Raw genomic sequence first — 26,926 nt, forward strand, 5'->3', positions numbered from 1 at the left:
TAAGCACAAACAGAAAAAGCCGGGGCAAGAGCCCCGGCTTTTTCTTCATACCTTGCGGTCAAGTGATTAGAACTTGACGCCGATACCGACCTTGACGCTCTGCTCGTCGAAGCCGCGCGAGAAGCTGCCCGAGTCGAGGTTGAAGGTCTTCTTACCGTAGTCGGTGTAACGGTACTCGAGACGAGCCGTGATGTTGTTGGTGATGAAGGTTTCAGCACCTGCACCGACCGTGTAACCAACGCCCGTCTTGCTTTCAGACGACGTAGAGTCGGAGAGCTTGTTCTGGCCGAGAGCCAGACCGGCCGTGCCGTACAGCATGAACGGGTTGAAGTCGTAACCGAGACGGCCGCGAACCGAGCCGTTGATGCCGTTCTTGGCGGTGAGGCCGTTGCGGCTCGTTTCGGAGTCGGCGTAACCGAGGTCACCTTCGACACCGTATACGATCTGGCCCTGCTGCCAGTTGTAGCCGGTGAAGGCGCCGCCGCCGAAGGCGTAGCTGTTGCCGGTGCGGTTGAAGTGACCCTTGTTCCAGTCGCCTTCGCCACCGATGTAGAAGCCAGACCAGTTATTGATGGCCGGAGGTGCATCCTGAGCGACGGGCGGCTGCGGGATCTGCTCAACAGCGTCGGCAGCATGAGCTGCGGTGTAGCCGCCGAGAGCCAAAGCGGAGACCATGAGGGTCGTTACGAGAGTACGCATACTTTTCTCCTTTCAGTCCCGTGTGCTTCGTCTACTATCTTTGACTTCGAAGCGTCACGAGCAATTAAAACAAATCCCTCCCGGATCGAGATTGAAATTGGAGTGCAAATGAGGAATTGGAAGAGCCAAAATATGATATCATTGTGGCACAGAGGTGGCTGAATTTCGATGTTGCTTCATCGCAACAGATGAATTGTTAACCATAACCAATGGTTAAACCGTGTATACTTATTTTAATCGAACTATAACTCAAGCTTTACATAAGACGCATCGAGAGCGTCTTTCGTCTCAACACCTTTTCATATGGTGTATCCACACCCTATATGAGCGTCGACCGGGTAACGACGAGAAGAAGGCAGCATCTTGAGCCAGGAAAAACTACGAACCGCGCTGATCACAGGCGCTTCGAAAAGAATAGGCCGGGCAATTGCCGAGGATTTGTCGGCTAACGGCTTTTCAGTGGCGCTGCATGCTCATCAATCATTCGCCGAGGCTGCGGAGATTGCGGCAAAATTGCGACAAGCTGGCAGAAAGGCGATTGCGATCAAGGCCGATCTGCAAAATTTTGGTGAGACGTCAACCCTTGTCGAAAGGGTCACCGATACACTCGGCCCACTTGATCTGCTTGTTAACAACGCCTCCGCTTTCCTCGGTGATTCCGCCGAGCGTTTCGACTCGGAAGCCTTCGACGCGCATTTTGCCGTGCATGTCCGTGCGCCCTCCATCCTCGCTGCCGATTTCGTCCGGCAACTTCCCGAGCCCCATCCGGGATTGATCGTCAACATGGTCGACCAGAGGGTCTGGGCGCTCAATCCGCGCTTCTATTCCTATACCTTATCGAAGGCGGCGCTCTGGGCCGCGACTCAAACGATGGCCCAGAGCTTTGCGCCTCGCATTCGCGTCAACGCGATCGGCCCGGGCCGACGGTGCGCAGCGTTCGACAGTCGGAGGAGGACTTTCAAGCGCAGATCGACGGCCTCATATTAAAGGCGGCGCCAGGGCTGGAGGAATTCGGTCGCACCATCCGCTTTCTTTTTGACACGCCCTCGATCACGGGCCAAATGATAGCGCTCGATGGCGGCCAGCATCTTGCCTGGGAAACGCCCGATGTGGCGGAGAGTGCGGAATGAATGGAAGAAAGCTGCCCGACGGCGGCATTCTCTACGACGAATCGGATGATATAGAAGACGACATCGAGGTAGAGGGCGATGCCGCCGCCTCCCCTGTCGTGCCCGTCGACTGGAACGAAGGCGGCAAGAACGAAACCGGGCTTCGCGGCGCGGAACTGATCGCCGAGTTCGTCAAGCGATTGCCGAACAACCCCGGCGTCTACCGCATGTTCAACGAAGCCGGCGACGTGCTTTATGTCGGCAAGGCGCGCAGCCTGAAGAAGCGTGTCGCCAACTATGCCATGGGCCGAGGGCATTCTAACCGTATTGCCCGGATGGTGCGCGAAACAGCCAATATGGAGTTCGTCACCACCCGCACTGAGACGGAAGCGCTGCTGCTGGAAGCGAATCTGATCAAGCGCTTGCGGCCGCGCTTCAATGTCTTACTGCGGGACGACAAGTCGTTCCCTTATATTCTGATCACCGGCGACCAGCGCGCGCCGGCGATTTTCAAGCATCGCGGCGCTCGCGCCCGCAAGGGCGATTATTTCGGTCCCTTTGCGTCGGCGGGCGCCGTCGGCCGCACCATCAATTCGCTGCAGCGTGCCTTCCTGATCCGGACTTGCGCCGACAGCGTTTTCGAAACGCGCACCCGGCCCTGTCTGCTCTATCAGATCAAGCGCTGTTCGGGCCCCTGCACGCATGAGATCAGCGATGCGGGGTATGCCGAGCTGGTGCAGGAGGCGAAGGATTTCTTGTCCGGCAAGAGCCAGAACGTCAAGGCGCACATGGCCGAGGAGATGAATGCTGCCGCCGAGAATCTCGATTTCGAGCGTGCGGCAGTCTTTCGCGACCGGCTGGCGGCGCTATCGCATGTGCAAAGCCACCAGGGCATCAACCCGGCCGGAGTCGAGGAGGCCGATGTCTTCGCCATTCACCATGAGGGTGGTATCTCTTGTATCCAGGTCTTCTTCTTCCGCACCGGCCAGAACTGGGGTAACCGCGCCTATTTCCCGAAGGCAGACCCATCGCTGTCCGGCGCCGAGGTGCTGAACGCCTTCCTGGCGCAGTTCTATGATGACAAGCCGGTTCCGAAACAGATTCTGCTTTCGGAGACCGTCGAGGAAATCGAGCTGCTGGCAACCGCACTGAGCGAGAAGACCGGCCACAAGGTTTCGATCCTCGTGCCGCAACGCGGCGAGAAGCGCGATCTGGTCGATCATGTCGTTGCCAATGCCCGCGAGGCGCATGGCCGCAAGCTTGCGGAAACGGCTTCGCAATCGCGGCTGCTTGAGGGCTTCAAGGAAACCTTCAAGCTTCCTTACGTGCCGCAGCGCATCGAGATTTACGACAACTCCCATATCATGGGAACGAATGCGGTCGGCGGCATGGTCGTGGCGGGACCTGAAGGCTTCGTCAAAGGCCAGTACCGCAAGTTCAACATCAAATCGACTGACATCACCCCTGGTGACGACTTCGGCATGATGCGCGAAGTGATGACCCGGCGGTTCTCTCGGCTGCTGAAGGAAGAGGGCAAGCCCGACCGCAGTGCCGTGACCGAGGCTTCCGCCGCCGATGCGGCCGACCAGCCCTTCCCCGCCTGGCCCGACATCATCCTCATCGATGGCGGTCAAGGGCAGATGACCGCCGTGCGCGCCATTCTCGAGGAATTGGGAATCACCGACAGCGTCATCGCCATCGGCGTCGCCAAGGGCGTCGACCGCGATGCGGGACGCGAGCGCTTTTTCCCTCCTTCCCGCGAAAGCTTCACCCTGCCACCGCGCGATCCCGTGCTTTATTTCATCCAGCGCCTGCGCGACGAAGCCCACCGTTTCGCCATTGGATCGCATCGCGCCAGACGCAAGAAAGAGATGGTGAAGAACCCGCTGGACGAGATCGGCGGCATCGGCCCCTCGCGCAAGCGGGCGCTGCTGCAGCATTTCGGCACCGCCAAGGCCGTATCACGCGCCGCCCTCTCCGATCTGATGGCCGTGGAAGGCATATCGGAAGCGGTAGCGCGGCAGGTCTATAATCATTTCCACGAGGACGCCGCGAAATAAGAAATCTCGGTCGCAAATTCCACGCAATAGCGGTGAAAAAACAGAAACAATGTTGACGATAAGCTAGTCAAACCATCATCTAAGCATGATCCCAAAAAGTGCGGAGCGGTTTTTGGACCAGATCATGCTCAATCAAAAGGTCGGCACGCGATGGGGCTTGAATAGAAGCTCATCAAAGTCCGCCGATACAACCGAAACGAAACGATTTCCATGGCTTCGCGCGCTTACAGCATCCCCAATCTGCTCACCTACGGCCGCATCCTCTGCGTACCCCTGATCGTTCTGTGCTTCTTCATCGAAGGCAAGCTGGAAGGTTCCGATTTCGCTCGGTGGGTTGCGCTCTGGATCTTCGTCATTGCCTCGCTCACCGACTTTCTCGACGGCTATCTCGCGCGCATCTGGAACCAGACCTCGAATATCGGCCGCATGCTGGACCCGATCGCCGACAAGCTGCTGGTGGCCTCGATCCTGCTTCTGGTGGCTGCGGACGGCACCATTGCCGGCTGGTCGCTCTGGGCTGCGATCATCATTCTCTGCCGTGAAATACTGGTATCCGGCTTGCGCGAGTATCTGGCCGCATTGAAGGTGAGTGTTCCCGTGACGCGTATCGCGAAATGGAAGACGACTGCGCAGCTTGTGGCCATCGCCTTCCTTCTGGCTGGGCCGGCCGGTGACAAGGTGCTACCCTACACCACGGAGATCGGCATCCTTCTGCTCTGGGTCGCAGCGCTGCTGACCATCTACACCGGCTACGACTATTTCCGCGCCGGCCTGAAGCATATCGTGGACGATGAATGATGACGAGGCTCGTCTATTTCGCCTGGGTGCGCGAGCGGATCGGCAAGGCCGAGGAAGAGATTTCCTTGCCTGCCGAGGTGATCACAGTCGGCGATCTCCTCAACCATTTGAAGACCTTGGGCGAAGAATACGAAGCGGCGCTGCAGTTTCCGGAAGCGATCCGCGTCGCCATCAACATGGAACATGCCGATCATGACGAGCTGATTGCCGGCGCGCGCGAGATCGGGCTCTTTCCGCCCATGACTGGAGGGTGAGGAGCGGTCGGGCAACGCCCGAGCAATCGATCCAGTGAATCGATTGCAGCGACGAACGCCCTGAGCCAAAGCGAAGGGCCGGGAAGCTCCTCAGACCGTTTCGGAGGGCGACAAGGAAATTGCGATGATTTCACCATTTGTCCGCGTTCAGCAGGAAGATTTCGATCTCCAGACGGAGATCGACCGGCTGACACAGGGGCGGCTCGACATTGGCGCCGTCGTGACATTTTCTGGGCTCTGCCGCAATGATGGCGGCACGCTGAGCGCACTTGAATTGGAGCATTATCCAGGCATGGCGGAGGCGGAAATCACCCGCATCGCCAACCTCGCCGTCGAGCGCTTCGGGCTTCTCGGCCTGACCGCCATCCATCGCTACGGCAAGATCGTGCCCGGCGAAAATATCGTCCTCGTCATCGCTGCTGCGCCACATCGGCAGGCTGCTTTCGACGGCGCCAATTTCGTCATGGATTTCCTGAAGACCTCGGCTCCCTTCTGGAAGAAGGAACACGCCAGGGACGGCAAGGCCGGGAACTGGATTTCGGCCAAAGACGCGGACGATACCGCTCGTGCCAAATGGGACGGTAAAAAATAAGCGTCAGGGAACGACCCGCTCGCGCCGGCTCCATATCAGCAGCAGGACGAGCAGTGAGAAGATGACAAAGTCGCGCCAGAGGAATGGGCCGTAAGCCCCCCACATGGTTTCCCCCAGGCCGAGCAGCGCAGCGCCTGCCGCAGACTTCAGCGGGTCGGAATAGCCCCCGACCGCCGCGATCATCAGCACTTTGAGCCCGAACATCAGCCCTGCCCCGAAATCCATCGTGCCGTAATAGGAGGTGGCCAGCAGCCCGCAGATGGTCGCGACCAGTGCCGAGGCGACGTAGGCCATCAGGAAGACGCGATTGGCACTTGTGCCGCAAAGCTCGGCGGCCAGCGCGTCATCGGTCACAGCCCGCCAGATGCGGCCCCATCCGGTGCATTTGAGGACATAGGCGCCGGCCAGGATGACCAAGATCATCAATGTGGTATTGATCAGCTGGATCTCGGTCAGCGTCACCCGGAAGTCACCGCTATCCCAGAAGACGATCGCTCCGTTCAGGAAGGGTGGCAGCCAGATGCCGCGGGTATTGGAGGCGAGCCGCGCCGTCTCCATCAGGATGATCATCATGCCGAGCGCGGCGACGATGACGGTATTCGGCGATTTGCGCGAGAGAGGCAGCATGATCGACCGGCCAACGAGCAAACTTGTGCCCAGCGTATAAGTCGCCGCAACGATCGCGCCAAAGGTGAAGGCGGCCGGCAGGATAAGATACATCCGCGTGTAGCCGACATCGGTAAACAGCACCAGCATCTGGCCAGCGAAGGCGAACAGCGCACCGTAGGTGATATCGGCCCGCTTCATCACGCCGAACGCAACGGCATAACCGAAGGCCAGCGCGGCATAAAGCGCGGCAAGCGGAACCGCGTTCGCCAACTGCTGCAGAAGATAAGCCATTCGCCCCTCCGAAGGATTGGTAAATAGTAACTGGCAAAATTGATTTTACCAGTTATAATTTTCGACATGAGCTTTTCCTGGACCCCGCATCGCTTTTCCGGTGGCGCCTTGGCACTTGATGTCGCCAACAGCGTGATCCTGCGCCATGACGACGAGCGCCGGGTCGACCGGTTCGAGGCGGCAGGCCAGATGGAAAGCTTTCCGAAGGCGGCGGCGAATTTCTGCGCCGAGCGGGCCTTGTTTGGCGATATTCTGCCTGTGGTGCGCGAGAACAGGACGGACTTCATCGGTTTGCGCGAAGCGATCGACCGCTACTTTCGCGCCCGCGTTCAGGGCGAGATGGCCGACATGCTGCTGGCCGAACTCCTGGCTGTGCTGGCGAAGGTTCTCAAGCGCGCTTCGTCCGATGGACTCGATGCAGCCACCGTACATTCGACGCTGCGCCTGATCGCCATGCCCGATCCCGAACGAATGAAAATCTGCGGCAACTGCGGCTGGCTCTTCATCGATCGCAGCAAGAACAAAAGCCGCGCCTGGTGCGACATGGCGGTCTGCGGCAACCGCGCCAAGGCAAGCCGGCACTACCGGCGCAAGAAGGAGGAGACGGCACCATGAAAATTCGAACGATCCTATTATCCGCCACGATCATGGGACTGGCGCTAGCCGGCTGCCAGAGGAAAGACGATGAAGGTCCAACACAACTGAGCGGCCGCCTCTTCGTCTTCAATTATCGCGTGGCAAGCGCCAGCTACATGGTCACGCTCAAGAAGATCGCGCCAATTCCCGAGGGGACGACGGCTGTCGCGGAATTCGAAAATCCAGCCGGTGGCGATCCGCTTGTGATCCGCGAGAAGATCTATTCCTTCTGGGACAAGATCACGCTCGAAAGCCCGGACCTGCGCTGCGTGCGCAAGGATCGCCCCTATTCCGTCTCGATCAAGCTCGTGGATGCCAGCAACAAGACGATCCAGACGATCAAAACCGAGGTGAAATCCGATCTCGATCAGACGGTGCTGCCGACCAAGCCCCTCGTCGTCGGCCCGGTTTACACAGCCAATCCGGAGGTCTTCAAGGGCGACGGCAGCACCGACTATGGGCACGACGCCGCCTGTCCGGCATGAAAAAAGCCGGGATGCGATCCCGGCTTTCATGAGTCAATTCAAATCGTTCAGCCCTGGAGCTGAGAGGCCGATTCAGCCGACGATTTCGGTTTCGGCGAACCAGTAGGCGATTTCGACGGCAGCCGTTTCCGGAGCGTCCGAGCCGTGAACGGAGTTTTCGCCGATCGACAGAGCATGGATCTTGCGGATCGTGCCTTCAGCAGCATTGGCCGGGTTGGTCGCGCCCATGATTTCGCGGTTCTTCAGGATGGCGCCTTCGCCTTCCAGAACCTGAACGACGGTCGGGCCAGAGGTCATGCCTTCGACGAGTTCGCCGAAGAAGGGGCGTTCCTTGTGAACAGCGTAGAAGCCTTCGGCTTCGCGCTTGCTCATCCAGACGCGCTTGGAGGCGATGACGCGCAGGCCGTTGTCTTCAAAAATCTTGGTGATGGCGCCGGTAAGGTTGCGCTTCGTTGCGTCCGGCTTGATCATCGAGAAAGTACGTTCAATCGCCATGGATCCATTCCTTGTAATCAGAGAAAAGTGGGCGGTCTTTACCCGCCCCACAGCCCGAAAACAAGGGGTATGGGCCAATTTCACGCCGCTGTCACAGTACGGGCCGCCGATTCGCGACCCATGAGGCCATGAAGCGGCTGCCCATTGCCGAACTTCGCGATAACATCACCACCACAATGGAGGAGAACGATATGCTCAGGTATTTCAGGATGCTTGCCGACTATAATCGCTGGGCCAATGTTCAGGTCTATAATGCCGCGGCAGACCTCAGCGACGCGGAGTTCCACGAAGACCGTTGCGCCTTCTTCGGTTCGCTCCACGGCACGCTCAACCATCTCCTGGTGGCGGACCGATTATGGATGCAGCGCTTCAGCGGCACCGGCGAAATACCGAAAGCACTGGGCCTCGTTCTGCATGACGATCTCGAAGGCCTTCGTGCAGCGCGCGAAGCGGAGGATCGGCGCATCATGGATTGGGTCGATAGGCTCGATGCTGCGGCTCTCGCCACCGACATCACCTATACATCCGTCCTGCGACCGGGCGCCATCACTCACCCACTTCACCTGGCAGTGGGGCATATGTTCAACCACCACACCCATCATCGCGGCCAATGCCACATGATCCTGACGTCGATGGGCAAGCCATCGTTGGTGCTGGACCTCTTGCACTTCCAGCGCACCGAAGGGCAGCAGTGGATATAGGCATTGGCGATGTAAGCATTGAGCGAGCCGGCACTTCTCGACCTCGCCCATGCGTTGAGCATACGCCTCATTTTGTTGCGTGGCCAAGCCGATAAGCCGTTTTGTTCATGCTGCCTTAACCTGCGCACCTGCAAATTGGAGAGATATATCGACCGGGTGGCAGTCAGAGAGCAGGCATGAAGAGTTCGCAGACAGGTGTTTCCACGTATTTCACCGACAATGCTGACGGTGAAGGAGAAACCGAGCTCGAAGCCATCGGCCGCTTCATGACGCGGCTGAAGATCCGAAACCTGCCGCGCAACTATCAACTCTTCCATGAAGCGCTCTTTGGGCAGGACCGCTGTCTTTCCGAAGAGATCGAGGCGCTTGGCCCCCAACCCTCGCAGGGTAGGCTCGACGAGATCGGCTTGAAACATCGCCTCGTCAGCCATTGCGGACTGGTGGCACGCAAATCCGAAAACGATGCGGCCGAGATGCTGCGCGAGGTGGCGGATCAGCTCGCCAAAGGGCTGATGAAAAAGCAGCATTTCGCCCGCGAGATCGCAACGATTCCGGATGTCAATGCGACGCTCGACAGCCTCAACGCCTCCCTGAGCAATCTAATGCTCTACGAGACCGAGCTGACCGAGAGGCTGAAGAACTGCGCCAATCTGCCGAAAGCAGCCCTCCGCGCAGACGCCTGAGCGCTTTCACACTCTTGCCTTCGGCGCCGAGTTCGGCCAAAACCGCGCCATGATTTCGATTTCAGACCTTTCCGCCCGCATTGCCGGCCGCCTTCTCATCGACCATGCCAACGTGACGCTTCCGGCGGGCACGAAGGCAGGTCTCGTCGGCAAGAACGGTGCGGGCAAATCCACGCTGTTCAGGATCATTACCGGCGATTTCGCCCCTGAAAGCGGCTCGGTGTCGATCCCGCGTAATGCCCGTATCGGCCAGGTCGCGCAGGAGGCGCCCGGCACGGAAGAGCCGCTGATCGATATCGTGCTCGCGGCCGACAAGGAGCGGGCCGCCCTGCTCGTGGAAGCCGAGACGGCAACCGACCCGCACCGGATCGCCGATATCCAGACGCGGCTTGCCGATATCGGCGCGCATTCTGCCGAAGCGCGTGCCGCCAGCATCCTCGCCGGCCTAGGCTTCGACCACGAAGCGCAGAAGCGCCCGGCTTCCTCCTTCTCCGGCGGCTGGCGCATGCGTGTCGCGCTCGCAGCCGTGCTGTTTTCCGAGCCGGATCTGCTGCTGCTCGACGAACCGACAAACTATCTCGACCTCGAAGGCACGCTGTGGCTCGAGGACTATATTCGCCGCTACCCGCATACCGTCATCATCATCTCGCATGACCGCGACCTCTTGAACACGGCGGTCAATTCCATCGTCCATCTCGACCAGAAGAAACTCACCTTCTATCGCGGCTCCTACGATCAGTTCGAGCGGCAGAAGGCCGAGGCCGACGAGTTGCAGACGAAGGCGAAAGCCAAGAACGACGCGGCGCGCAAGCATCTGCAGAGCTTCATCGACCGCTTCAAGGCCAAGGCCTCGAAGGCGCGGCAGGCGCAGTCGCGCGTCAAGGCGCTGGAGCGGATGGGAACCGTCGCCTCCGTCATCGAAGACCATGTCATGGGCTTCAGCTTTCCGGAGCCCGAAAAGCAGCCCGCCTCGCCCATCATCGCCGTCAGCGGCGGCGCGGTCGGCTATGAGCCGGAAAAGCCGATCCTGAAGCGGCTGAACCTGCGTATCGATGCCGATGACCGCATCGCCCTGCTCGGCTCGAACGGCAACGGCAAATCGACCTTCGCGAAATTCATCTCCGGCCGGCTTAACGCCGAGAGCGGCGATGTGAAGCTGGCGCCTAGCCTGAAGATCGGCTTCTTCGCCCAGCATCAACTCGATGACCTCGTGCCGAACCAGACGGCTGTCGAGCATGTGCGCCGCCGCATGCCCGAGACGCCGGAAGCGAAAGTGCGCTCTCGCGTCGCGCAGATGGGTCTGGCAACGGAGAAGATGGACACACAGGTCAAGGACCTCTCCGGCGGCGAGAAGGCCCGATTGCTGATGGGCCTTGCCGCCTTCGACGCGCCGAACCTGCTGATCCTCGACGAACCCACCAACCATCTGGATATCGACAGCCGCAATGCGCTCATTCAGGCGCTGAACGACTATCCCGGTGCCGTTATTCTTATTTCGCACGACCGCCATCTGATCGAGGCGACGGTCGACCGGCTATGGCTGGTGCGCGACGGCACAGTATCGGTCTTCGACGGAGATCTTGAAGATTATCGTAGCCTCGTCGTTGCGAGCCCGAAGCCGCGCGATGACAAGGCCAAGGCAAATGCCGGCGACGATTCCGTCTCCAAGGCGGATCAGCGCAAGCTCGCTGCCGAGCGCCGTGCTTCGCAGGCGCCGCTCAAGAAGAAGATCAACGAAATCGAATCCTTGACCGCCAAGCTTGAGAAACTGATTCAGGCGCTTGATGCAGAGCTTGCAGATCCCGCCCTTTACGAGAAGGCGCCCGCCAAGGCTGCTGAGAAGGCGAAGCAGCGCGCGGATGCCGCTGAAAAGCTCGCTGCAGCCGAAGAGCAATGGCTGGAACTTTCAGCGGAATATGAAAGCGCCATGGCCGGTTGATCTCGGCGAATTCTTAATGGTTTCGGAGCCGATCCTAACCGATCATTAACCATAATTACGGAAAGTACGCTCAACCTTCATTGACATAAGTGTTGAGCGATTCCGATGAACTACCGCGTTTTACTGGCTGGCATTGCCGTGTCCCTGGCTCTGGGAGGATGTGCCACAAAGCCGGGCAGCGAAGCTTCGCTCAAGACCGGCTACGCCGCCGAAGAGCCGCGCCACAAGGCGCTGAAAGCTAACGACCCGGTCGAAATGGAGCCGAACAAATGGCTCGTCGCCGATCTCGAGACCCGAGATCTGGCGGGTCTCAACGGCCCGCACAATCTTGCCGGCCGGACGCTTGAAGTCTCCTCGCTCAAGGATATCAGGCTGGCGGACAAGGAAGTCGTCCTGACCTTCGATGACGGCCCTGCCCCCGGCAAGACCGAACGCATTCTTGCCACGCTCGACAAGTTCGGCGTCAAGGCGACGTTCATGATGGTCGGCGAGATGGCGCTGGCTCATCCGGCGACCGCCCGGGAAGTCTCCGCTCGCGGCGACACGATCGGCAGCCACACCTTCCGCCATCCGGACCTCGACAAGATGAGTTTCGACATGGCGATGGCCGAGATTGCCAAGGGCAAGAACGCCGTCTCCAAGGTTGTCGGCAGCGACGTGCCGTTCTTCCGCTTCCCCTACCTTGCCGATTCCAAGCGCCTGCGCGCCGCCATCGCCGACCGCGGCATGATCGTCATGGATGTCGACGTCGACAGCAAGGACTACTTCACCTCGACGCCCGCCGCTGTGGCGGATCGCACCATGAGACAGCTGCATCAACGCGGCCACGGCATCATTCTGATGCACGACATCCACCAGCGGACCGTAAGAATGCTGCCGGTCCTTCTCACCCGTCTGGAAAAAGAGGGCTACAAGGTGGTGACACTCAAGTACCGGCACGCTCCCGCCCCTGCGACCAATCTCGTCGCTCAGGCCGATATCAAGATGGTGCGCTGAGACCCGTCAACACCGAAACATCCATGGTCAATACGGCCGCGGAAGCATGGTTGTCTCGCGCGTATTTTGATTTGGTGGCGGGCGACTGCCATCATCAATGGATTTCAGGGCTATTATGCACCTCCACCTCGAACGCGACGACGATCCACTCACCCTGCAATTCGTCGCCGAGAGGGGTGCGCAATCGGAGAAGGCGCTGAAGACGCCGGAATTCGAGGCGGACAGTGCGGCGATCAAAGCCCTTATCGAGCGGGAAGACCGGCTGATCCACGCCGTGCGCCGTGGCAAATGGCTGTTCGACTTCCACCGCAGCGCGGATCATCCCCTCGGCGTATGGTCGCGGCTGCCCGCAGACCAGACCCCTCTCCCCGATGCACCCTGGGAGCCGATCTTCGATCTCGACGCCTTCTGTGCCAGTGAAAACAGATCGTGGCTCTGGCGCGGCGCGATTACCTGTCCCTGGGAGCCGACCCGCGTGTTGCTTTGCCTTTCAGATGGCGGCTCCGATCCCATGCGGCTCCTTGAATTCGATTGCGAGGCGAAAAGCATCGTCGAAGGCGGGTTCGACACGCCACCGGTGCGCTGCCACGCGACCTGGCTCAGCCGCGACGAGATCGCCTATTTCGGCTCGATCGATCGCTTCTCCTCGACCCGTTCGGGATGGCCGCGCGTCGGTCGCAGCCTGAAGCGCGGGGTCGCCCCCGCAGAAGCGCCTGTGCTCGATGCGGCCGATGATGCCGACGTCTACGGTTCCTGCGCCGTGCTCAATCCGCTGACCAACAGCACTGCTACGGAGAATGCTGAGCGGCCGGTGCGCCTGTTCATTGCCGGTCATGAAATCGGCAGCTCCAGCGTCTTCATCGAGGATGAGGACCTTTCGTTGCGGCGGATCGATCTGCCGAAGGAGATCGACGCGGGATTCAACCATTCCTACTGTCTCTGGCTTGCGAAAACTGACGAGCGGGTGGCTGCCGGCAGCCTTGTGCTGCAGCCCTTGCCGAAACATGCCGGCAATGCGGCGATGCGTGTGCTGTTTTCGCCGAGCGAACGGCAGTCGATCTCGCGTTTCTTGCTGATGCGGGAATGGTGCGTTTTCGTCGTGTCCGACAATTTGCAGCCGCGTCTCTTCGTCCTCGATCTGACCCGGGCCGATGCTGCAGTCCAGGAGATTGTCTTGCCGGCGGACGCACAGACGGTGGGGATCTCGCCCCTTTATTCTGACCTGCATCTCGGCGACGATACGCTGCAGGTCTACGGCAACGGTTTCCTCCAGCCGCCATCGAGCTATCGGCTGGAGCTTTCCAATCGCGAGAAGCCGCTTGAGCTTGAGCATATCGCCAGCTCGCCTGCCTATTTCGACAGTGAAGGCATGGTCGCCGAATTGCTGGAAGCCACCTCCGAAGACGGCACGAAGGTACCCTATCGGCTTGTCTTGCCAAAAAGCTGGATGAAGGGCGAACTGCCGGTACTGCTCTATGGTTATGGCGGTTTCGACGTTTCGCTCAGTCCGTATTATTCCGGCACGATCGGCCGCTGGCTGGAACAGGGTGGCGGTTACGTTCAGGCCTATATCCGTGGCGGCGGCGAACTCGGCCCCAATTGGCATCGTTCCGCCAAGGGCCATGGACGCTATAGGGCCTACGCCGATTTTGTCGCGGTCGCTCGTGATCTTGTTGCCCGGGGTTACACCAAGCCTTCGCGTATTGCCGCCAATGGCGGCAGCAATGGAGGACTGCTAACCGGTGTCATGACGACACGCTATCCGCAGGATTTCGGCGCGATCTGGTGCCAGGTGCCGGTACTGGACATGACCCGTTTCCACGTCTTCCCGGCCGGGCAGGCATGGATCGACGAATACGGCAATCCCGACGATCCGGCCGATCTCGAATATCTGCTGACCTATTCGCCGCTGCACAATATCAAGCCTGTCTCCGAGATTACCTATCCGCCGATCTACATCGAGAGCTCCAGTAACGACGACCGGGTTCATCCCTCGCATGCACGGCGGTTTGCCGCCCGCATGGAGGAGCTCGGCCATCATCCACTGTTTCATGAATTCGGTTCGGGCGGCCATGGGGGTGACGGGGCATCGACGGAACTGGCGGCACGCGTCGCACTGGGTTACAGTTTTCTCCGAGAGACGATCGTAAAGCAGAGCGACGGCTGAATCGCTCCGTCGGAGATCATGCCTGGTCACCCTTGCCCACTGGCAGCATTCTGATAAAGATCAGATTAATAATCATACTAATCGAGAGACACCCATGTCCCCCATCAACCTCGCTATTGTCGGCGTCGGCAAGATCGTCCGCGACCAGCACCTTCCGTCCATCGCGAACAATCCGGATTTCAAGCTGGTCGCCACGGCCAGCCGCCATGGCACGGTCGAGGCCATTCCGGCCTTCACCACCATCGAGGCCATGCTGGACGCCGCCCCTTCGATCGATGCGGTTTCGCTCTGCATGCCGCCGCAGTATCGTTACGAGGCAGCCTACAAGGCGCTTCTGGCCGGCAAGCACGTCTTCCTGGAAAAGCCACCGGGCGCGACGCTGAGCGAAATTGTGGATCTCGAAAATCTCGCAAAGGCCAAGGGTGTTTCGCTCTTTGCAAGCTGGCATTCGCGCTATGCTCCGGCAGTGGAGGCAGCAAAAGCCTTCCTCGCCGGTACGACCATCCGCAGCGTCCATGTGATCTGGAAGGAAGATGTCCGTCACTGGCATCCAAACCAGGAATGGATCTGGCAAGCCGGCGGGCTCGGAGTTTTCGATCCAGGCATCAACGCGCTGTCGATCGTCACGCATATTTTCCCCGCCCTTTTCCTGACGGGTGCAACACTGGAGTTTCCGGAAAATCGCGATTCGCCCATCGCAGCCGATCTCCAATTCAAGAGTGGCCAGGGACTTCCGGTTCACGCCGAATTCGACTGGCGCCAGACCGGCAAGCAGAGCTGGGATATCGTCGCCGAGACGGACGCCGGCCAGATGGTTCTGGCCGAAGGCGGCTCCAAGCTTTCGGTGAACGGCGAACTGACCTTCTCGGCGCCTGAAGCCGAATATCCTTCGCTCTATCGCCGTTTTGCGGAAATCGTCAAAGCCGGAACCTCCGACGTCGACGTTTCGCCGCTGCGGCACGTCGCCGATGCTTTCATGCTCGGCAAACGCAAATTTGTCGAAGCATTTTATGATTGATACGCGCTTCCCGATGAAGACAATTCGATCCTCAACGTGCTAGCTTAGCACAAAGTCCTCATCGGAGATGATGCCTATGGCATCGGAGCATGAACAGACCTTCGGGCTCGGCGTCGGCAACAAATCTGTCAGGCTCGCCGAGCCGAACCAGAGCTGGCACGAAGCCTATTTGCTGGAAGAGGCTGCCATTCGTGGTGCGCTCGGCGACCTTGCCGTCGACGTGCAACACTTCGGCAGCACCTCCGTCCCGGAAATCAAGGCCAAGCCGATCATCGATATCGCCGTGGGCGTTCGACGCTTCGAGGATGGTCTCGCTTGTATCGAGCCGATGGCATCCATCGGCTATATCTATGCCGGCAGCAATATTGTCCCGGACGATCATATTTTTGGTCGTGATATCGAAGGGAACACCCGCACGCACCTGGTGCATGTGGTCGAATATGGCGGCCCGACCTGGCGCAACTTCCTTATTTTCCGCGATCGCTTGCGTCGGGAGCCGGATCTGGCCCATGCCTATGAGGCGCTGAAGGTCGAACTGGCAGCGAAATATGCCAATGACCGCGCGGCCTATACGGCGGCGAAGAAGGATTTTATCCAGAAGATCCTTGCGGAAGGCCAGTAGGCGCATTTTCCGTGCAATGCGGGAGACCTGCTAGGCCTTTTTCTCCCAGCGACCATCCTGGCTCTGCTGCCAGTAGGTCAGATTATGCCCCTCGCCTTTCAACCGCTTCCATTGGGCACGAGCGCTTTCCAGCTGCTCCTGGTCGTAACCATCAAACATCAGAACAACACGCTGGTAGGACTCGACATCAGTCGCTTCCGCACCTTCGATGAAGAAACGAACGGCGGCATTGTTCAGATTGTCAGGCGAAACGGTCAAAAGCACCGGCTGCCGGTCTGCCATCTCGCCTTCATCGGTGCCGTGCGGCAGGAAGCTGTCCTCGCGATAGGTCCAGAGATGAGTATCGAGAACATCGCGCCGCGCCGGGTCTCGCATCTGCACGGCCACCTGCCAGCCGCGCTCGACGCTTTTGTCGATGAGCGGCGGCAGGGCATCTTCAAGCTTCGATTCGGTCAGGTGATAGAAGAGAACGTCTGTCATGGCGCCTCTTCTATCTCACAAAGCAGCGCGGGTCACGATTCGTAGTTGGCACGGACCAGCTCGTCGAGTAGGCGCACGCCGAAACCGGAACCCCAGGATTGATTGATCTCATCCTGCACCGAACCCATCGCCGTACCGGCAATATCGAGATGCGCCCAGGGCGTCTCGCCAACGAAGCGCTTCAGGAACTGAGCGGCAGTGATCGAGCCGGCATAACGGCCGCCGGTATTCTTCATATCGGCGAACTTGCTGTCGATCATCTTGTCGTAGTCTTTGCCGAGCGGCATGCGCCACAGGCGCTCATCGGTCAGGAGTCCTGCCGCCGTCAGCTCGTTCGAGAGTTTGTCGTCGTTGCTGAAAAGGCCGGCCTGCAGATTGCCGAGTGCAACCAGGATCGCACCGGTCAGGGTCGCCAGGTTGATCATGAATTGCGGTTTGAAACGGTCATTGGTGTACCAGAGCGCGTCACAGAGCACGAGCCGACCCTCGGCATCCGTGTTGATGATCTCGATCGTCTGGCCCGACATGGAGGTGACGATATCGCCCGGGCGCTGGGCATTGCCATCAGGCATATTCTCGACAAGGCCGATGACGCCGATAGCGTTGACCTTGGCGCCGCGCACGGCAAGCGTGTGCATCAGGCCGGTCACGGCTGCGGCCCCGCCCATGTCACCCTTCATATCCTCCATGCCGGCGGCCGGCTTGATGGAGATGCCGCCGGTGTCAAACACCACGCCCTTGCCGATGAAAGCCACTGGCTTGTCTTTCGACTTGCCCCCCTTCCACTGCATGATCACCAGGCGCGGCGGCCGGACCGAACCTTGGGCAACGCCGAGCAGTGCGCCCATGCCAAGTCGGCGCATCTCGCGCTCGGTCAGGATTTCGATCTCGACGCCAAGCTTCTCAAGCTCCTTGGCCTTCGCGGCAAATTCGACCGGGCCGAGGACGTTCGGCGGTTCGTTGACGAGATCGCGCGCAAGAATCACGCCGCCGGCAATGGCTTCCGAGGCGGCGAACAGCTTCTTGGCCGCAGCGGCTTCCTGGGTCACGATCGTCACCTTCACGGCCTTGCGAGCGCTGCCCTTCTCCTCGTCATCGCCCTTCTTCGTCTTATAAGTATCGAAGCTATAGGCGCGCAGCAGCATGCCCAATGCGAAATCGGCGGCCGCCTTGGCTCCGACCTCGACGCCCGGAGCATCGATGTAGATGACTACCTTCTCGACATTGCGGATTTTGGCTGCCGCGCCGCCGCCGAGCTTCAGCCAGTCGTGCGCCTGCAGGTTCTTGGCCTTGCCGACACCGACGACAATGATCCGATCGACGGGAGCGGCTTCCGGAGCAATGATGTCGAGACTGCTCAACGCCTTGCTCTTGAAGCCGGAAATCGGCGCGGCCTTGGCAAAAACATTTGCCGGATCGGCGCTGTCCGCGCCCGCGGGCCTCTCACTGTCCGTGTCTTTCAGGAGAATGGCCAGACCACCACTGAGGCGGGCCGACTTGGCGAAGGAGATCTCGAATTTCACAGACATTTCTGCTCCGATGAACATGCAATTATAGAAGAAGGATTAGGCAACCATCATTCAAGGTTTGCCTAGGGAATACAACCCTTTGGCAAAGCCATTCCTCGAGGAAGCAAAACGGCGGCTTCAAATCCCTGTCATTTAGTGCGGCTAAGATCTTCAGATAGTCGATTTTGTCGTCGTCGGACGGTGTTGTTCTTGTAGCGGAAACCGCCTTGATTATTGATTTCAACAGCCTGAACCGGGAAGACCGTTTTCCTGAAATTCTGCGCCCTCGGACGGCTGGCGACGCCTTCATCGCCCTCTTTTGCCTATGGTGGGCGCTGCTCGGCTTGTTTTCGCTCTTTCCGCAGATCGATCTTGCCGTCGCGAATCTGTTCTTCCTGCCCGAGCAATGCCACGTCCTTGCCAAGCCTGACCAGATCTGCGGCTTTTTCCCGTATAGCGACGATCCGCGCATGCGTTTCCTGCGGGAGGTGTTTTTTCAACTGCCCTACATCACTGCCTTCGCTTTATGCTGGATGTTGTTTCAATGCTGGCAGCACCATGGCGCCACGTTCAACAAGGACAGGGCGCGCAACCTGAAGATTGCGCTCGGCTCCCTGCTGATCGGCCCGGTGCTGGTCGTCAACCTTTGGCTGAAAGCCTTCTCGGGTCGCCCTCGCCCTCGGCAAACCGATCTGTTCGGCGGCACGCTCGACTTCGTCCATGCAGGATCCTTCGCCGGCAAATGTGTCAGCAACTGCTCGTTCATCTCCGGCGAAGCTGCTGCTGCGGGTTGGCTGTTCTGCCTGATCTTCATCATCCCCCAACCGTTGCGGACGGCCGTCGCTCTGCCGATTGCGGCCGTTTCCCTGCTGATTCCGGCACTTCGGGTGGCTTTTGGCGGACATTATCTTTCAGATGCCGTGCTCGGATGGCTGTCCTCGCTTGTCATATTCGCCGCCCTGCTGGCATTATCTCAAACGACACACAACAAAAGAATCTCGGAAAATTAACGATTTTTTTGCGAGTTGGTTGTCGCCAAAAAAACGCAAACAGCGTAGATGAGGGTGAATCTCTGTCGGCTCGCCCGAAGAGCGTTTGCGTTTAAGGGCCGGCATGAAGTTATTCGAAACATATATCGTACGGCGTGTCGGTATGATGTTCCTGGTGGCGTTGCTGCCAGTGCTTGCTATTATCTGGACGACCCAGGTGCTGCAGCGCATCAATCTCGTGACCGACAGCGGCCAGTCGATGGGGTCTTTCGTAAAGCTTGCGACCCTTATCCTGCCGACCATCATCCCCATCGTTCTGCCTTTCGCACTCGTGATCGGCATCACACAGACGCTGACGGCCATGAACAGCGATTCCGAGCTGACAGTCATGGAAGCGGCGGGTGCAAGACGCAGCATCATCATTCGCCCGATCATGATTCTCGCGATCGCGGTCAGCGCCTTCTCTTTCTTCGTCGACAATGTGGTCGAGCCCAAGGCACGCGTCGCTGCGCGCCAGATGGTGGCCGAAGCCTATGCCGACCTTCTCTCCACCGTTATCGAAGAGAAGAATTTCCGACGTATCGACGACGGCCTATATGTGCAGATCAGCCAGCGCATGTCGGGGCGCATCCTCAAGGGGCTGTTCGTGGTGGATTCACGCGATCCGGCGTTCGATCTCATCTATTACGCCAAGGAAGGCGCCGTCGATCCGAGCGGCTCATCGCTGCTGATGAAGGATGGCGAGGTTCACCGCAAGACGCCTGATGGCAACGTCTCCGTCATCAAGTTCGATTCCTACTCCTTCGATCTCTCCGACATGACGCAGAATCGCGGCCAGGCGACCTTGCGCGCCAGCGACCGCAGCCTCAGCTTCCTGCTGAATCCAGATCCGAACGACGCGGACTATAAGGCAAAGCCTACCGGCTACAGGACGGAATTGCACCGCCGCCTCAACGACTGGGCGCTTCCCGCCATCTTCGCGCTGATCTCCCTGGTGATCGCCGGCGATGCGCGATCGCATCGTGAGGCACGGCTGCACCCCATGGTGTCGGCTCTGACCTTGGCCTTTGCCTTGCGCTGGGCTGATTTCTACGCCACCAACCAGATCGAGAGTACACCCGCTTTCATTGGCGTTCTTTATGGCCTTAATATCGCCGTCGCGCTGATAGCGATCGCGTTGCTGATGAGAAACCGGAAAATGTCGATGCCGGTATCGATCCGCAATCGCCTCAGCAACTGGAGACAGAAGGTTCAGGAGCGCCTGCCTGCTGCGCCCGGCAATTCGAACGGGAGCGGCGCATGATCTTCAGTACGCTCGGACGCTACTTCTTCACGCGTTACGTCGTCACCACGTTCTGGTTCTTCCTGGGCGTCATCTCCATCGTTTATCTCGTGGATTTCAGCGAGACAGCGGGCCGGCTCGCCGGATTGCCCGGCTATACCGTCTCCCTCGGCTTGATAATGACGGCGGTCAGATTGCCGTTCATCATGCAGCAGACGGTGCCGTTCATCGCGCTCTTCGTCGGCATGACGGTGCTGATCGCGCTCAACCGGCGCCGCGAATTGGTGATAGCCCGCGCAGCCGGCATCTCGGTCTGGCAGTTCATGACGCCCTTTGTGGTAGGCGCCTTCTGCGTTGGCCTTTTGACCATGCTCGCCCTCAATCCCGTGGCGGCTTGGGGACAGCGACTGTCTGAAACGATGGAAGCCGATCTGCGCGGCGATCCGTCCTATCACAATACACTTTCCGTGCCGTGGCTGCGCCAATCGAGTGGGAAAGACGACACGATTATCGGTGCCAAGGCTATTCTGGACAACGGAACGACGCTTAAGGGCGTCGTGTTTATCCACTTCGATTCACAGGGAAATATCGTTCTCCGCCAGGATGGCGAGTCGGCAAAATTGGAAGATGGTTACTGGCTTCTTAACAATGTTGTCGAACGTCGGCCGGGTGAAATTCCAGATCACAAAAGTTCGGTACAGGTCCGTACGAATCTGAAACAGGATTTTGTCTCTCAGCGTCTGGCGCAGCCGGAAACCATTGCTTTTTATGATCTTTCTAATCGAATAAAGGTCGCGCGCTCCTTCGGCATCTCGACCAATGCACTCGAAACACAGTTTCACTCGCTGCTGTCACAGCCGTTCCTTTTGGTGGCCATGACGCTGATCGCTGCAACTGTGTCCCTAAAATTCAGCAGATTCAACCAATCGCGCTCTGTGATTCTGGGTGGAATCCTCTCAGGCTTCGTGCTTTATGTTGTCACCGTGCTTGTAAAAGCATTCGGGAGCAGCGGAGTGGTTCCTCCCTTCGTGGCGACATGGATACCCGTGATCGTCGCATTAGCATTCGGAGCAACGATCCTGCTTCATCAGGAGGACGGCTAAGTGGCGGCAGCCAACCGCAAGAGTATCAGAAAGATTGTGGCTGCCCTTGTCACGGGCACGGCCGCATGCGCGTATATTATGAGCCCGGTCGCAGTTTATGCACAGGCTAGCAATAATAATAGCAGCGCCGGTGCAGCGACCTCTCCTGTCAAGGTGAAGGTACCGGACGGCGCCAAGCTCGTCTTGTCGTCGAACGAGCTGATATATAATAAGGACACGCAGATCGTCACCGCCAGCGGTGCCGTTCAGATCAACTATGGCGGCTATAGAATGGTCGCCCAAAAAGTTGAATATAATCAGAAATCCGGGCGGATGACGGCTCTCGGCAATGTCGAGTTGATCACCCCGGACGGCAATCGCATGTACGGTGACAAAATGGATGTCACCGACAGCTTCTCGGATGGCTTCGTCAATTCTCTGCGCGTCGAGATGCCCGACAACACACGCATGGTCGCCGAAAAGGGCGAACGCGTCGGCGGCACGCAGTTGATTCTGACAAAGGGCGTCTACACCGCCTGCATGGCCTGCTCCGAACAGGGCCGCGCGCCGCTGTGGCAGGTCAAGGCACAGCGCGTCGTCCAGAACGGCGTGACCCATACCATCCGCCTGGAGCATGCTCGTTTCGAGCTCTTCGGCCAGCCGATTGCCTACGTGCCGTGGATCGAAGTTCCCGACAATACGGTAAAGCGTAAGTCCGGCTTCCTGTTTCCGTCGGTCAGCATCTCGCAGCGCCTCGGCGTTGGCGTAAGGGTTCCTTACTATTACGTCATCTCGCCCAGCATGGATGCGACAGTCACCGCCACCGGCTTCACCAACCAGGGTCTTCTTCTGGAAGGCGAATTCCGTCAGCGTTTCGAGAACGGTACGCATACTTTACGCGTCGCCGGTATCAACCAGATGGATCCCGAGGCGTTTACCGCCGGGACTAGCGATGCCGAGCATAAAACGCGCGGCATGATTTCGTCCAAGGCAGACTTCAAGATCAATCCCCGCTGGACTTTCGGCTGGGATGTCATGGCGCAGACCGACAATAACTTCTCGCGCACCTATGGCCTGGATGGTCTCAACCAGAGCACACATACTAATCAGGCCTATTTGACGGGCCTGGGCAAGCGCAACTATTTCGACATGCGCGCTTTCTACTATAACGAGCAGGATGCGGACAACAATAATACGTCGCAAAAGCAGCAGGCCTACGTCTATCCGAGCATCGACTATCACTATGTCGATCCAAAATCGGTTTATGGTGGCGAGCTGTCGGCAACGATGAACCTCACGCATCTATCGCGTGACAAGACCTCGGTGCTCGACGCCACTACTTCTCTTCTCGATCCAACCCTGAACGATCGTTACCTCGGCCTTAAGGGGGACTATACCCGCCTGACCACCGAGCTTCAGTGGCAGCGCACCTTTACCACCGATGGTGGTTTGGTGTTGACTCCGTTGGCCGCAGCTCGTGGCGACGTCTATGGCCTGGATATGAATGGGCCGACAGCCGGCACTTACTCTGGCAATTATGACAACAGTGACTTTGCAACGCGTGGCATGGTGACGGCCGGTCTTGAGGCCAAGTATCCATTCCTCATCACGACAAGCAACAGCACGCATGTGTTCGAGCCGATCGCGCAGCTTTATGTGCGCCCGGACGAGCAGCTTGGCGGAAGACTGCCGAACGAAGATGCGCAGAGCTTCGTCTTCGACGCCACGAACCTGTTCGACCGCGACAAGTTCTCCGGATTCGACCGTGTAGAAGGCGGTACGCGCGCCAACCTCGGCTGGCGCTATACGGGCAGCTTCGACAACGGCTACAAGTTGCAGCATATTTTCGGCCAGTCCTATCAGCTTGCCGGACGCAACTCCTTCGCCACCACGGATCTCGCGGGCGTCGGCTCGGATTCGGGCCTTGAAACCACCCGTTCCGACTATGTTACGATGTTCGGCCTGACGACGCCGCAGGGCATCTCACTGGCAACATCCTACCGCTTCGATGAAAAGGACTTCGCTTTCCGTCGTGGTGACACATCGCTCGGCTTCTCGAACGATATATTCCAGACGAATCTGATCTACACCCATATTGCCGCCCAGCCGCAGTATGGCTTTACGAGTAATCAGGATGAAATCCAGACGCGTGCTCAGATCAAGTTCAAGGAATACTGGTCCGTCTTTGGAACGGTCAGCTACGATATCAACAACAGCCAGGTCACCCGTCAGGGTATCGGCCTCTCTTACGAGGACGAGTGCACGATCTTGAACATTTCGTTCCTGAACAAGAAGGACTCGACCAACCAGGCCGCAAGCGACTGGTCGATCGGCGCGCGGCTGACCTTCCGTACGCTCGGCGATGTCAACCTTGGCAGCGTCCAGGACGCAACGTTCTGATATCTAAGAAAATTGCATAAAGCCGGCTTCACAGCCGGCTTTATTGTTTCGGGGCGGATCGCTCTCCCTTTTGCGTCATTGTTTCGCCGCAAGGATTTTGCAATTCATCGCGCTTGTTGTAGACATGTGGCGCAAAGTTGACGTATTGCGCCTAAGGCGTGCCGAAATGGTGCATGCCGACAGAAAGACCTTTGGGAAGGGGTAGTTGATGTTTTCTGGAAAGACACCGATGCGCGCTCTGATGTTCGGAGCTGCAGCCCTTGTTATGGCAAGCTTCGCCGTGCCGAGCAGCGATTTCGCCTTTGCGGCGAGCGAGGTGAAGGTTCTTGTCAACAACCAGGTCATCACATCGGGCGATATCGCCAAGCGCGTCAACTTCCTGAAGTTGCAGCGTCAGAAGGGCGACCTCAACAAGCTGGCAAAGGATCAGCTTGTCGACGAAACGCTGAAACGCGCGGAAATCTCCCGTCTGCGCATGTCCGTTTCGACAACGGAGGTCGACGCTGCCTTCGGTCGTTTTGCCGCCAGCAACAAGATGTCGACGGCACAACTCAGCCAGATCCTCGATAAGATGGGCGTGACGGTCGACCACTTCAAATCCTACATTGCCATTTCGATGAGCTGGCCGCGCGTGGTCAATGCCCGCTTCGGCGCAAGCAGCAAGATATCGAACGACGATCTCGTCACCCGCATGACGGAGAACAAGACGAAGCCGGTCACGACGGAATACTTCCTGAAGCAGATCATTTTCGTCGTCCCGCCCGCAAAGCGGAATGCCATTCTGAATGCACGCAAGGCCGAAGCCGAAGCTTCCCGTGCAAAATTCCCAGGCTGCGATCAGGCAAAGGTATTTGCCGCGACGATGCGCGACGTCTCGGTTCAGGATCTCGGCCGCATTCTGGCGCCGGAAGTTCCGGAGATCTGGAAGCCGTTGCTCGAAAAGGCTACCGGCAATACGACCAGCGCTGTCGTGACGGATCGCGGCGTCGAATATGTCGCCATCTGCTCGCAGCGTCAGGTCAATGATGACGTCGCCGCGGCTGCCGTCTTCCGCGCCGAGGATATCGGCAAGAACAGTGCCCAGCAGGGCGTTAGCGCCAACGATAAGAAGTACATGGATGAACTGCGCACCAAGGCGCAGATTGTCTATCGTTGATCGTCCATGCCCTCGCGCTCTTCCATCCCCCTGGCGCTGACGCAAGGGGATCCGGCGGGTATAGGCCCTGACATCACGCTCGCTGCCTGGCTTCGCCGCGGCGAGCTCGGCCTGCCACCTTTCCTGTTTCTCGGTGATGCGGACGTTCTCTCTGCACGGGCCTTACAGCTTGGCCTCGAAGTGCCTCTGAAGGAGGCCGATCCCGCAACCGCATGCGATGTCTTCCCTGATGCCCTGCCGGTCCTGCCGATCGAGGCTGGGGTAAGCGTCGTTGCAGGTGAGCCGCATGTCGGCACCGCGAAGGCAACAATCGCTGCCATCGAAATGGCGGTCTCCCTGACCATGGGCGGCAAGACCTCCGCCGTCGTCACCAACCCGATCGCCAAGTCGGTTCTCTATGATGCCGGCTTCGGTTTCCCAGGCCACACGGAATTTCTGGCGGATCTGGCAACGCGCGCGACCGGCAGGCCGGTCATGCCTGTCATGCTTCTGGCCGGTCCCAAGCTCCGCGCTATCCCGGTTACGATTCATATTCCGCTGAAGGATGTACCGCAGGCACTGACTGCCGATCTGATCGCGGAGACCTGCCGGATCACCGAGCATGATCTGCGAACCCGCTTCGGCATCTCCAAGCCACGCCTTGCGGTTGCAGGCCTCAATCCACATGCCGGAGAGAATGGCGCACTTGGCAAGGAAGACGACGAGATCGTCCGGCCGGCAATCGACGTCCTTCGCAGTGAGGGGATCGACGCCTTCGGCCCCTTGCCAGCCGACACGATGTTCCATGACGAAGCCCGACGCCGATACGATGTCGCCATCTGCATGTACCACGATCAGGCCCTGATCCCGGCCAAGGCATTGGGATTCGACGATTCCGTCAATGTGACGCTCGGGCTGCCATTCGTCCGCACCTCGCCTGACCACGGCACGGCCTTTGGCATCGCCGGCAAGGGCCTTGCAAAGGAAGACAGTCTCGTGGCCGCCCTCAAGCTGGCAAGCGAAATCAGCGGCAAGACCGGAAGCAACCGCTGATGGCCGCTCTTGATGGTTTGCCTCCCCTCCGCGATGTGATCCAGCGCCACGGCCTCGACGCACGCAAGGCGCTTGGCCAGAATTTCCTTCTCGATCTGAACCTGACGCAGAAGGTCGCCCGTACCGCCGGTTCGCTTGAGGGCGTTACGGTTTTCGAGGTAGGACCGGGACCGGGTGGCCTGACGCGCGCCATCCTAGCGCTGGGTGCGGCCAAGGTCATCGCCGTCGAACGCGACGCGCGCTGCCTGCCGGCATTGGCGGAAATTGCCGATCACTACCCAGGGCGGCTCGAGGTCATCGAGGGCGATGCCCTGAAGACTGACTTCGCGGCAATGGTGCCGGCAAGCCCTGTCAAGATCATCGCCAACCTCCCCTACAATGTCGGCACGCAGCTGCTCGTCAATTGGCTCTTGCCGGCTTCCTGGCCGCCCTTCTGGCAATCGCTGACCCTGATGTTCCAGAAGGAAGTCGGCCAGCGGATCGTTGCGCAGGAGGATGATGATCATTACGGCCGGCTTGGCGTGATCTGCGGCTGGCGCACGCAGGCGCACATGGCCTTCGACATATCACCACAGGCTTTCACGCCACCGCCGAAAGTCACCTCGACCGTGGTGCATCTGACGCCGCGAGAAAATCCCATTCCCTGCGCGGTCGACAAGCTTGAGAAGGTGACGCAGGCAGCCTTTGGCCAACGCCGGAAGATGCTGCGCCAGAGCCTGAAACCGATCGGCGGCGAGGCATTGCTGCTCAAAGCGGATATTGATCCCCAGCGGCGCGCTGAAACGCTCTCCATCGAAGAGTTCTGCCGATTGGCGAATTGCCTCTGATCAGAGCAGACGGCCG

25 protein-coding genes and 1 pseudogene are annotated in these 26,926 nt (G+C 59.0%); 21 read left to right on the forward strand and 5 right to left on the reverse strand.

Annotated elements, in window-relative coordinates; all coding sequences use genetic code 11:
* Positions 1 to 66 precede the first annotated feature (66 nt).
* Complete coding sequence (locus BSK43_RS24115; RefSeq protein ID WP_077470039.1) at positions 67 to 699, reverse strand: outer membrane protein; 633 nt, start codon at positions 697 to 699, stop codon at positions 67 to 69.
* A gap of 363 nt (positions 700 to 1,062) precedes the next feature.
* On the opposite strand from BSK43_RS24115, the pseudogene BSK43_RS24120 reads away from it, so the two are divergent.
* From BSK43_RS24120 to BSK43_RS24140, 5 genes and pseudogenes are all read left to right on the forward strand, one after another.
* Positions 1,063 to 1,829, forward strand: a pseudogene (locus tag BSK43_RS24120) (SDR family oxidoreductase).
* Entirely contained in the window at positions 1,826 to 3,868 is a 2,043-nt protein-coding gene (gene uvrC / locus BSK43_RS24125) for an excinuclease ABC subunit UvrC (protein ID WP_077470038.1), read from the forward strand. The pseudogene BSK43_RS24120 and the gene uvrC overlap by 4 nt, the downstream one beginning before the upstream one ends.
* 210 nt (positions 3,869 to 4,078) lie before the next feature.
* On the forward strand, positions 4,079 to 4,666 hold the full coding sequence (pgsA, locus tag BSK43_RS24130; protein ID WP_077470037.1) for a CDP-diacylglycerol--glycerol-3-phosphate 3-phosphatidyltransferase: 588 nt from the start codon (positions 4,079 to 4,081) through the stop codon (positions 4,664 to 4,666).
* Positions 4,666 to 4,920 (forward strand): molybdopterin converting factor subunit 1, encoded by a 255-nt coding sequence (gene moaD, locus BSK43_RS24135; protein ID WP_077470145.1) that lies wholly within the window; start codon positions 4,666 to 4,668, stop codon positions 4,918 to 4,920. Before pgsA ends, moaD begins: the two co-directional genes overlap by 1 nt.
* A gap of 124 nt (positions 4,921 to 5,044) precedes the next feature.
* On the forward strand, positions 5,045 to 5,512 hold the full coding sequence (locus BSK43_RS24140) for a molybdenum cofactor biosynthesis protein MoaE (RefSeq protein WP_077470036.1): 468 nt from the start codon (positions 5,045 to 5,047) through the stop codon (positions 5,510 to 5,512).
* Between the two features lie 3 nt (positions 5,513 to 5,515).
* Here the strand turns inward: BSK43_RS24140 and BSK43_RS24145 are convergent, their stop codons facing one another.
* On the reverse strand, positions 5,516 to 6,412 hold the full coding sequence (locus BSK43_RS24145) for a branched-chain amino acid ABC transporter permease (RefSeq protein ID WP_077470035.1): 897 nt from the start codon (positions 6,410 to 6,412) through the stop codon (positions 5,516 to 5,518).
* A 66-nt stretch (positions 6,413 to 6,478) separates the two neighbouring features.
* Between BSK43_RS24145 and BSK43_RS24150 the strand changes: the two genes are divergently transcribed.
* Both BSK43_RS24150 and BSK43_RS24155 read left to right on the forward strand, forming a co-directional pair.
* Entirely contained in the window at positions 6,479 to 7,027 is a 549-nt protein-coding gene (locus BSK43_RS24150) for a CGNR zinc finger domain-containing protein (protein ID WP_068385702.1), read from the forward strand.
* Positions 7,024 to 7,533 carry a hypothetical protein gene (locus tag BSK43_RS24155; protein ID WP_077470034.1) on the forward strand — a complete coding sequence of 170 codons (510 nt, stop codon included), beginning with the start codon at positions 7,024 to 7,026 and terminating at the stop codon, positions 7,531 to 7,533. Before BSK43_RS24150 ends, BSK43_RS24155 begins: the two co-directional genes overlap by 4 nt.
* A 72-nt stretch (positions 7,534 to 7,605) precedes the next feature.
* Here BSK43_RS24155 and ndk read toward each other — a convergent pair whose 3' ends face one another.
* Positions 7,606 to 8,028: a nucleoside-diphosphate kinase gene (ndk, locus tag BSK43_RS24160; RefSeq protein ID WP_077470033.1), complete on the reverse strand. Its 423-nt coding sequence runs from the start codon at positions 8,026 to 8,028 to the stop codon at positions 7,606 to 7,608.
* A 191-nt stretch (positions 8,029 to 8,219) separates the two neighbouring features.
* Here ndk and BSK43_RS24165 point away from each other — a divergent pair, with 191 nt between their 5' ends.
* From BSK43_RS24165 to BSK43_RS24195, 7 genes are all read left to right on the forward strand, one after another.
* On the forward strand, positions 8,220 to 8,729 hold the full coding sequence (locus BSK43_RS24165) for a DinB family protein (protein WP_077470144.1): 510 nt from the start codon (positions 8,220 to 8,222) through the stop codon (positions 8,727 to 8,729).
* A gap of 176 nt (positions 8,730 to 8,905) precedes the next feature.
* Positions 8,906 to 9,412, forward strand: coding sequence for a hypothetical protein (locus BSK43_RS24170; RefSeq protein ID WP_077470032.1), 507 nt, complete (start codon positions 8,906 to 8,908; stop codon positions 9,410 to 9,412).
* A 49-nt stretch (positions 9,413 to 9,461) separates the two neighbouring features.
* Positions 9,462 to 11,351 carry an ABC-F family ATP-binding cassette domain-containing protein gene (locus BSK43_RS24175; RefSeq protein ID WP_077470031.1) on the forward strand — a complete coding sequence of 630 codons (1,890 nt, stop codon included), beginning with the start codon at positions 9,462 to 9,464 and terminating at the stop codon, positions 11,349 to 11,351.
* Positions 11,352 to 11,456: 105 nt separating this feature from the next.
* Positions 11,457 to 12,347: a polysaccharide deacetylase family protein gene (locus BSK43_RS24180; RefSeq protein WP_077470030.1), complete on the forward strand. Its 891-nt coding sequence runs from the start codon at positions 11,457 to 11,459 to the stop codon at positions 12,345 to 12,347.
* 115 nt (positions 12,348 to 12,462) lie between these two features.
* On the forward strand, positions 12,463 to 14,514 hold the full coding sequence (locus BSK43_RS24185; RefSeq protein WP_136687214.1) for a prolyl oligopeptidase family serine peptidase: 2,052 nt from the start codon (positions 12,463 to 12,465) through the stop codon (positions 14,512 to 14,514).
* Positions 14,515 to 14,608: 94 nt separating this feature from the next.
* Complete coding sequence (locus BSK43_RS24190; RefSeq protein WP_077470028.1) at positions 14,609 to 15,532, forward strand: Gfo/Idh/MocA family oxidoreductase; 924 nt, start codon at positions 14,609 to 14,611, stop codon at positions 15,530 to 15,532.
* Positions 15,533 to 15,608: 76 nt separating this feature from the next.
* Positions 15,609 to 16,154 (forward strand): GrpB family protein, encoded by a 546-nt coding sequence (locus BSK43_RS24195; protein WP_077470027.1) that lies wholly within the window; start codon positions 15,609 to 15,611, stop codon positions 16,152 to 16,154.
* A gap of 30 nt (positions 16,155 to 16,184) precedes the next feature.
* Here the strand turns inward: BSK43_RS24195 and BSK43_RS24200 are convergent, their stop codons facing one another.
* Entirely contained in the window at positions 16,185 to 16,634 is a 450-nt protein-coding gene (locus BSK43_RS24200) for a DNA polymerase III subunit chi (RefSeq protein WP_077470026.1), read from the reverse strand.
* A gap of 32 nt (positions 16,635 to 16,666) precedes the next feature.
* Positions 16,667 to 18,163 (reverse strand): leucyl aminopeptidase, encoded by a 1,497-nt coding sequence (locus BSK43_RS24205; RefSeq protein ID WP_077470143.1) that lies wholly within the window; start codon positions 18,161 to 18,163, stop codon positions 16,667 to 16,669.
* Between the two features lie 206 nt (positions 18,164 to 18,369).
* Here BSK43_RS24205 and BSK43_RS24210 point away from each other — a divergent pair, with 206 nt between their 5' ends.
* From BSK43_RS24210 to rsmA, 7 genes are all read left to right on the forward strand, one after another.
* Positions 18,370 to 19,152: a phosphatase PAP2 family protein gene (locus BSK43_RS24210; RefSeq protein WP_077470025.1), complete on the forward strand. Its 783-nt coding sequence runs from the start codon at positions 18,370 to 18,372 to the stop codon at positions 19,150 to 19,152.
* A 103-nt stretch (positions 19,153 to 19,255) separates the two neighbouring features.
* Complete coding sequence (locus tag BSK43_RS24215) at positions 19,256 to 20,434, forward strand: LptF/LptG family permease (RefSeq protein ID WP_077470024.1); 1,179 nt, start codon at positions 19,256 to 19,258, stop codon at positions 20,432 to 20,434.
* The gene (gene lptG / locus BSK43_RS24220) at positions 20,431 to 21,516 is read left to right on the forward strand and encodes an LPS export ABC transporter permease LptG (RefSeq protein WP_077470023.1); all 1,086 of its coding nucleotides are present in this window, start codon (positions 20,431 to 20,433) and stop codon (positions 21,514 to 21,516) included. Before BSK43_RS24215 ends, lptG begins: the two co-directional genes overlap by 4 nt.
* Positions 21,517 to 23,895, forward strand: coding sequence for an LPS-assembly protein LptD (locus BSK43_RS24225; protein ID WP_077470022.1), 2,379 nt, complete (start codon positions 21,517 to 21,519; stop codon positions 23,893 to 23,895).
* Positions 23,896 to 24,136: 241 nt separating this feature from the next.
* Positions 24,137 to 25,051 (forward strand): peptidylprolyl isomerase, encoded by a 915-nt coding sequence (locus BSK43_RS24230; RefSeq protein ID WP_246662690.1) that lies wholly within the window; start codon positions 24,137 to 24,139, stop codon positions 25,049 to 25,051.
* Positions 25,052 to 25,057: 6 nt separating this feature from the next.
* The gene (gene pdxA, locus BSK43_RS24235) at positions 25,058 to 26,083 is read left to right on the forward strand and encodes a 4-hydroxythreonine-4-phosphate dehydrogenase PdxA (RefSeq protein ID WP_077470020.1); all 1,026 of its coding nucleotides are present in this window, start codon (positions 25,058 to 25,060) and stop codon (positions 26,081 to 26,083) included.
* Positions 26,083 to 26,910, forward strand: coding sequence for a 16S rRNA (adenine(1518)-N(6)/adenine(1519)-N(6))-dimethyltransferase RsmA (rsmA, locus tag BSK43_RS24240; protein ID WP_077470019.1), 828 nt, complete (start codon positions 26,083 to 26,085; stop codon positions 26,908 to 26,910). Before pdxA ends, rsmA begins: the two co-directional genes overlap by 1 nt.
* Positions 26,911 to 26,926 lie beyond the last annotated feature (16 nt).

Origin of the sequence: Rhizobium sp. P44RR-XXIV (assembly GCF_001999485.2) — a bacterium.
Classification (GTDB): Bacteria; Pseudomonadota; Alphaproteobacteria; order Rhizobiales; family Rhizobiaceae; genus Rhizobium.

Coding starts and splice junctions, on each gene's coding strand:
- BSK43_RS24115 (WP_077470039.1), bottom strand. CDS start 699: ATGCGTACTCTCGTAACGACCCTCATGGTCTCCGCTTTGGCTCTCGGC.
- uvrC (WP_077470038.1), top strand. CDS start 1,826: ATGAATGGAAGAAAGCTGCCCGACGGCGGCATTCTCTACGACGAATCG.
- pgsA (WP_077470037.1), top strand. CDS start 4,079: ATGGCTTCGCGCGCTTACAGCATCCCCAATCTGCTCACCTACGGCCGC.
- moaD (WP_077470145.1), top strand. CDS start 4,666: ATGACGAGGCTCGTCTATTTCGCCTGGGTGCGCGAGCGGATCGGCAAG.
- BSK43_RS24140 (WP_077470036.1), top strand. CDS start 5,045: ATGATTTCACCATTTGTCCGCGTTCAGCAGGAAGATTTCGATCTCCAG.
- BSK43_RS24145 (WP_077470035.1), bottom strand. CDS start 6,412: ATGGCTTATCTTCTGCAGCAGTTGGCGAACGCGGTTCCGCTTGCCGCG.
- BSK43_RS24150 (WP_068385702.1), top strand. CDS start 6,479: ATGAGCTTTTCCTGGACCCCGCATCGCTTTTCCGGTGGCGCCTTGGCA.
- BSK43_RS24155 (WP_077470034.1), top strand. CDS start 7,024: ATGAAAATTCGAACGATCCTATTATCCGCCACGATCATGGGACTGGCG.
- ndk (WP_077470033.1), bottom strand. CDS start 8,028: ATGGCGATTGAACGTACTTTCTCGATGATCAAGCCGGACGCAACGAAG.
- BSK43_RS24165 (WP_077470144.1), top strand. CDS start 8,220: ATGCTCAGGTATTTCAGGATGCTTGCCGACTATAATCGCTGGGCCAAT.
- BSK43_RS24170 (WP_077470032.1), top strand. CDS start 8,906: ATGAAGAGTTCGCAGACAGGTGTTTCCACGTATTTCACCGACAATGCT.
- BSK43_RS24175 (WP_077470031.1), top strand. CDS start 9,462: ATGATTTCGATTTCAGACCTTTCCGCCCGCATTGCCGGCCGCCTTCTC.
- BSK43_RS24180 (WP_077470030.1), top strand. CDS start 11,457: ATGAACTACCGCGTTTTACTGGCTGGCATTGCCGTGTCCCTGGCTCTG.
- BSK43_RS24185 (WP_136687214.1), top strand. CDS start 12,463: ATGCACCTCCACCTCGAACGCGACGACGATCCACTCACCCTGCAATTC.
- BSK43_RS24190 (WP_077470028.1), top strand. CDS start 14,609: ATGTCCCCCATCAACCTCGCTATTGTCGGCGTCGGCAAGATCGTCCGC.
- BSK43_RS24195 (WP_077470027.1), top strand. CDS start 15,609: ATGGCATCGGAGCATGAACAGACCTTCGGGCTCGGCGTCGGCAACAAA.
- BSK43_RS24200 (WP_077470026.1), bottom strand. CDS start 16,634: ATGACAGACGTTCTCTTCTATCACCTGACCGAATCGAAGCTTGAAGAT.
- BSK43_RS24205 (WP_077470143.1), bottom strand. CDS start 18,163: ATGTCTGTGAAATTCGAGATCTCCTTCGCCAAGTCGGCCCGCCTCAGT.
- BSK43_RS24215 (WP_077470024.1), top strand. CDS start 19,256: ATGAAGTTATTCGAAACATATATCGTACGGCGTGTCGGTATGATGTTC.
- lptG (WP_077470023.1), top strand. CDS start 20,431: ATGATCTTCAGTACGCTCGGACGCTACTTCTTCACGCGTTACGTCGTC.
- BSK43_RS24230 (WP_246662690.1), top strand. CDS start 24,137: ATGTTCGGAGCTGCAGCCCTTGTTATGGCAAGCTTCGCCGTGCCGAGC.
- pdxA (WP_077470020.1), top strand. CDS start 25,058: ATGCCCTCGCGCTCTTCCATCCCCCTGGCGCTGACGCAAGGGGATCCG.
- rsmA (WP_077470019.1), top strand. CDS start 26,083: ATGGCCGCTCTTGATGGTTTGCCTCCCCTCCGCGATGTGATCCAGCGC.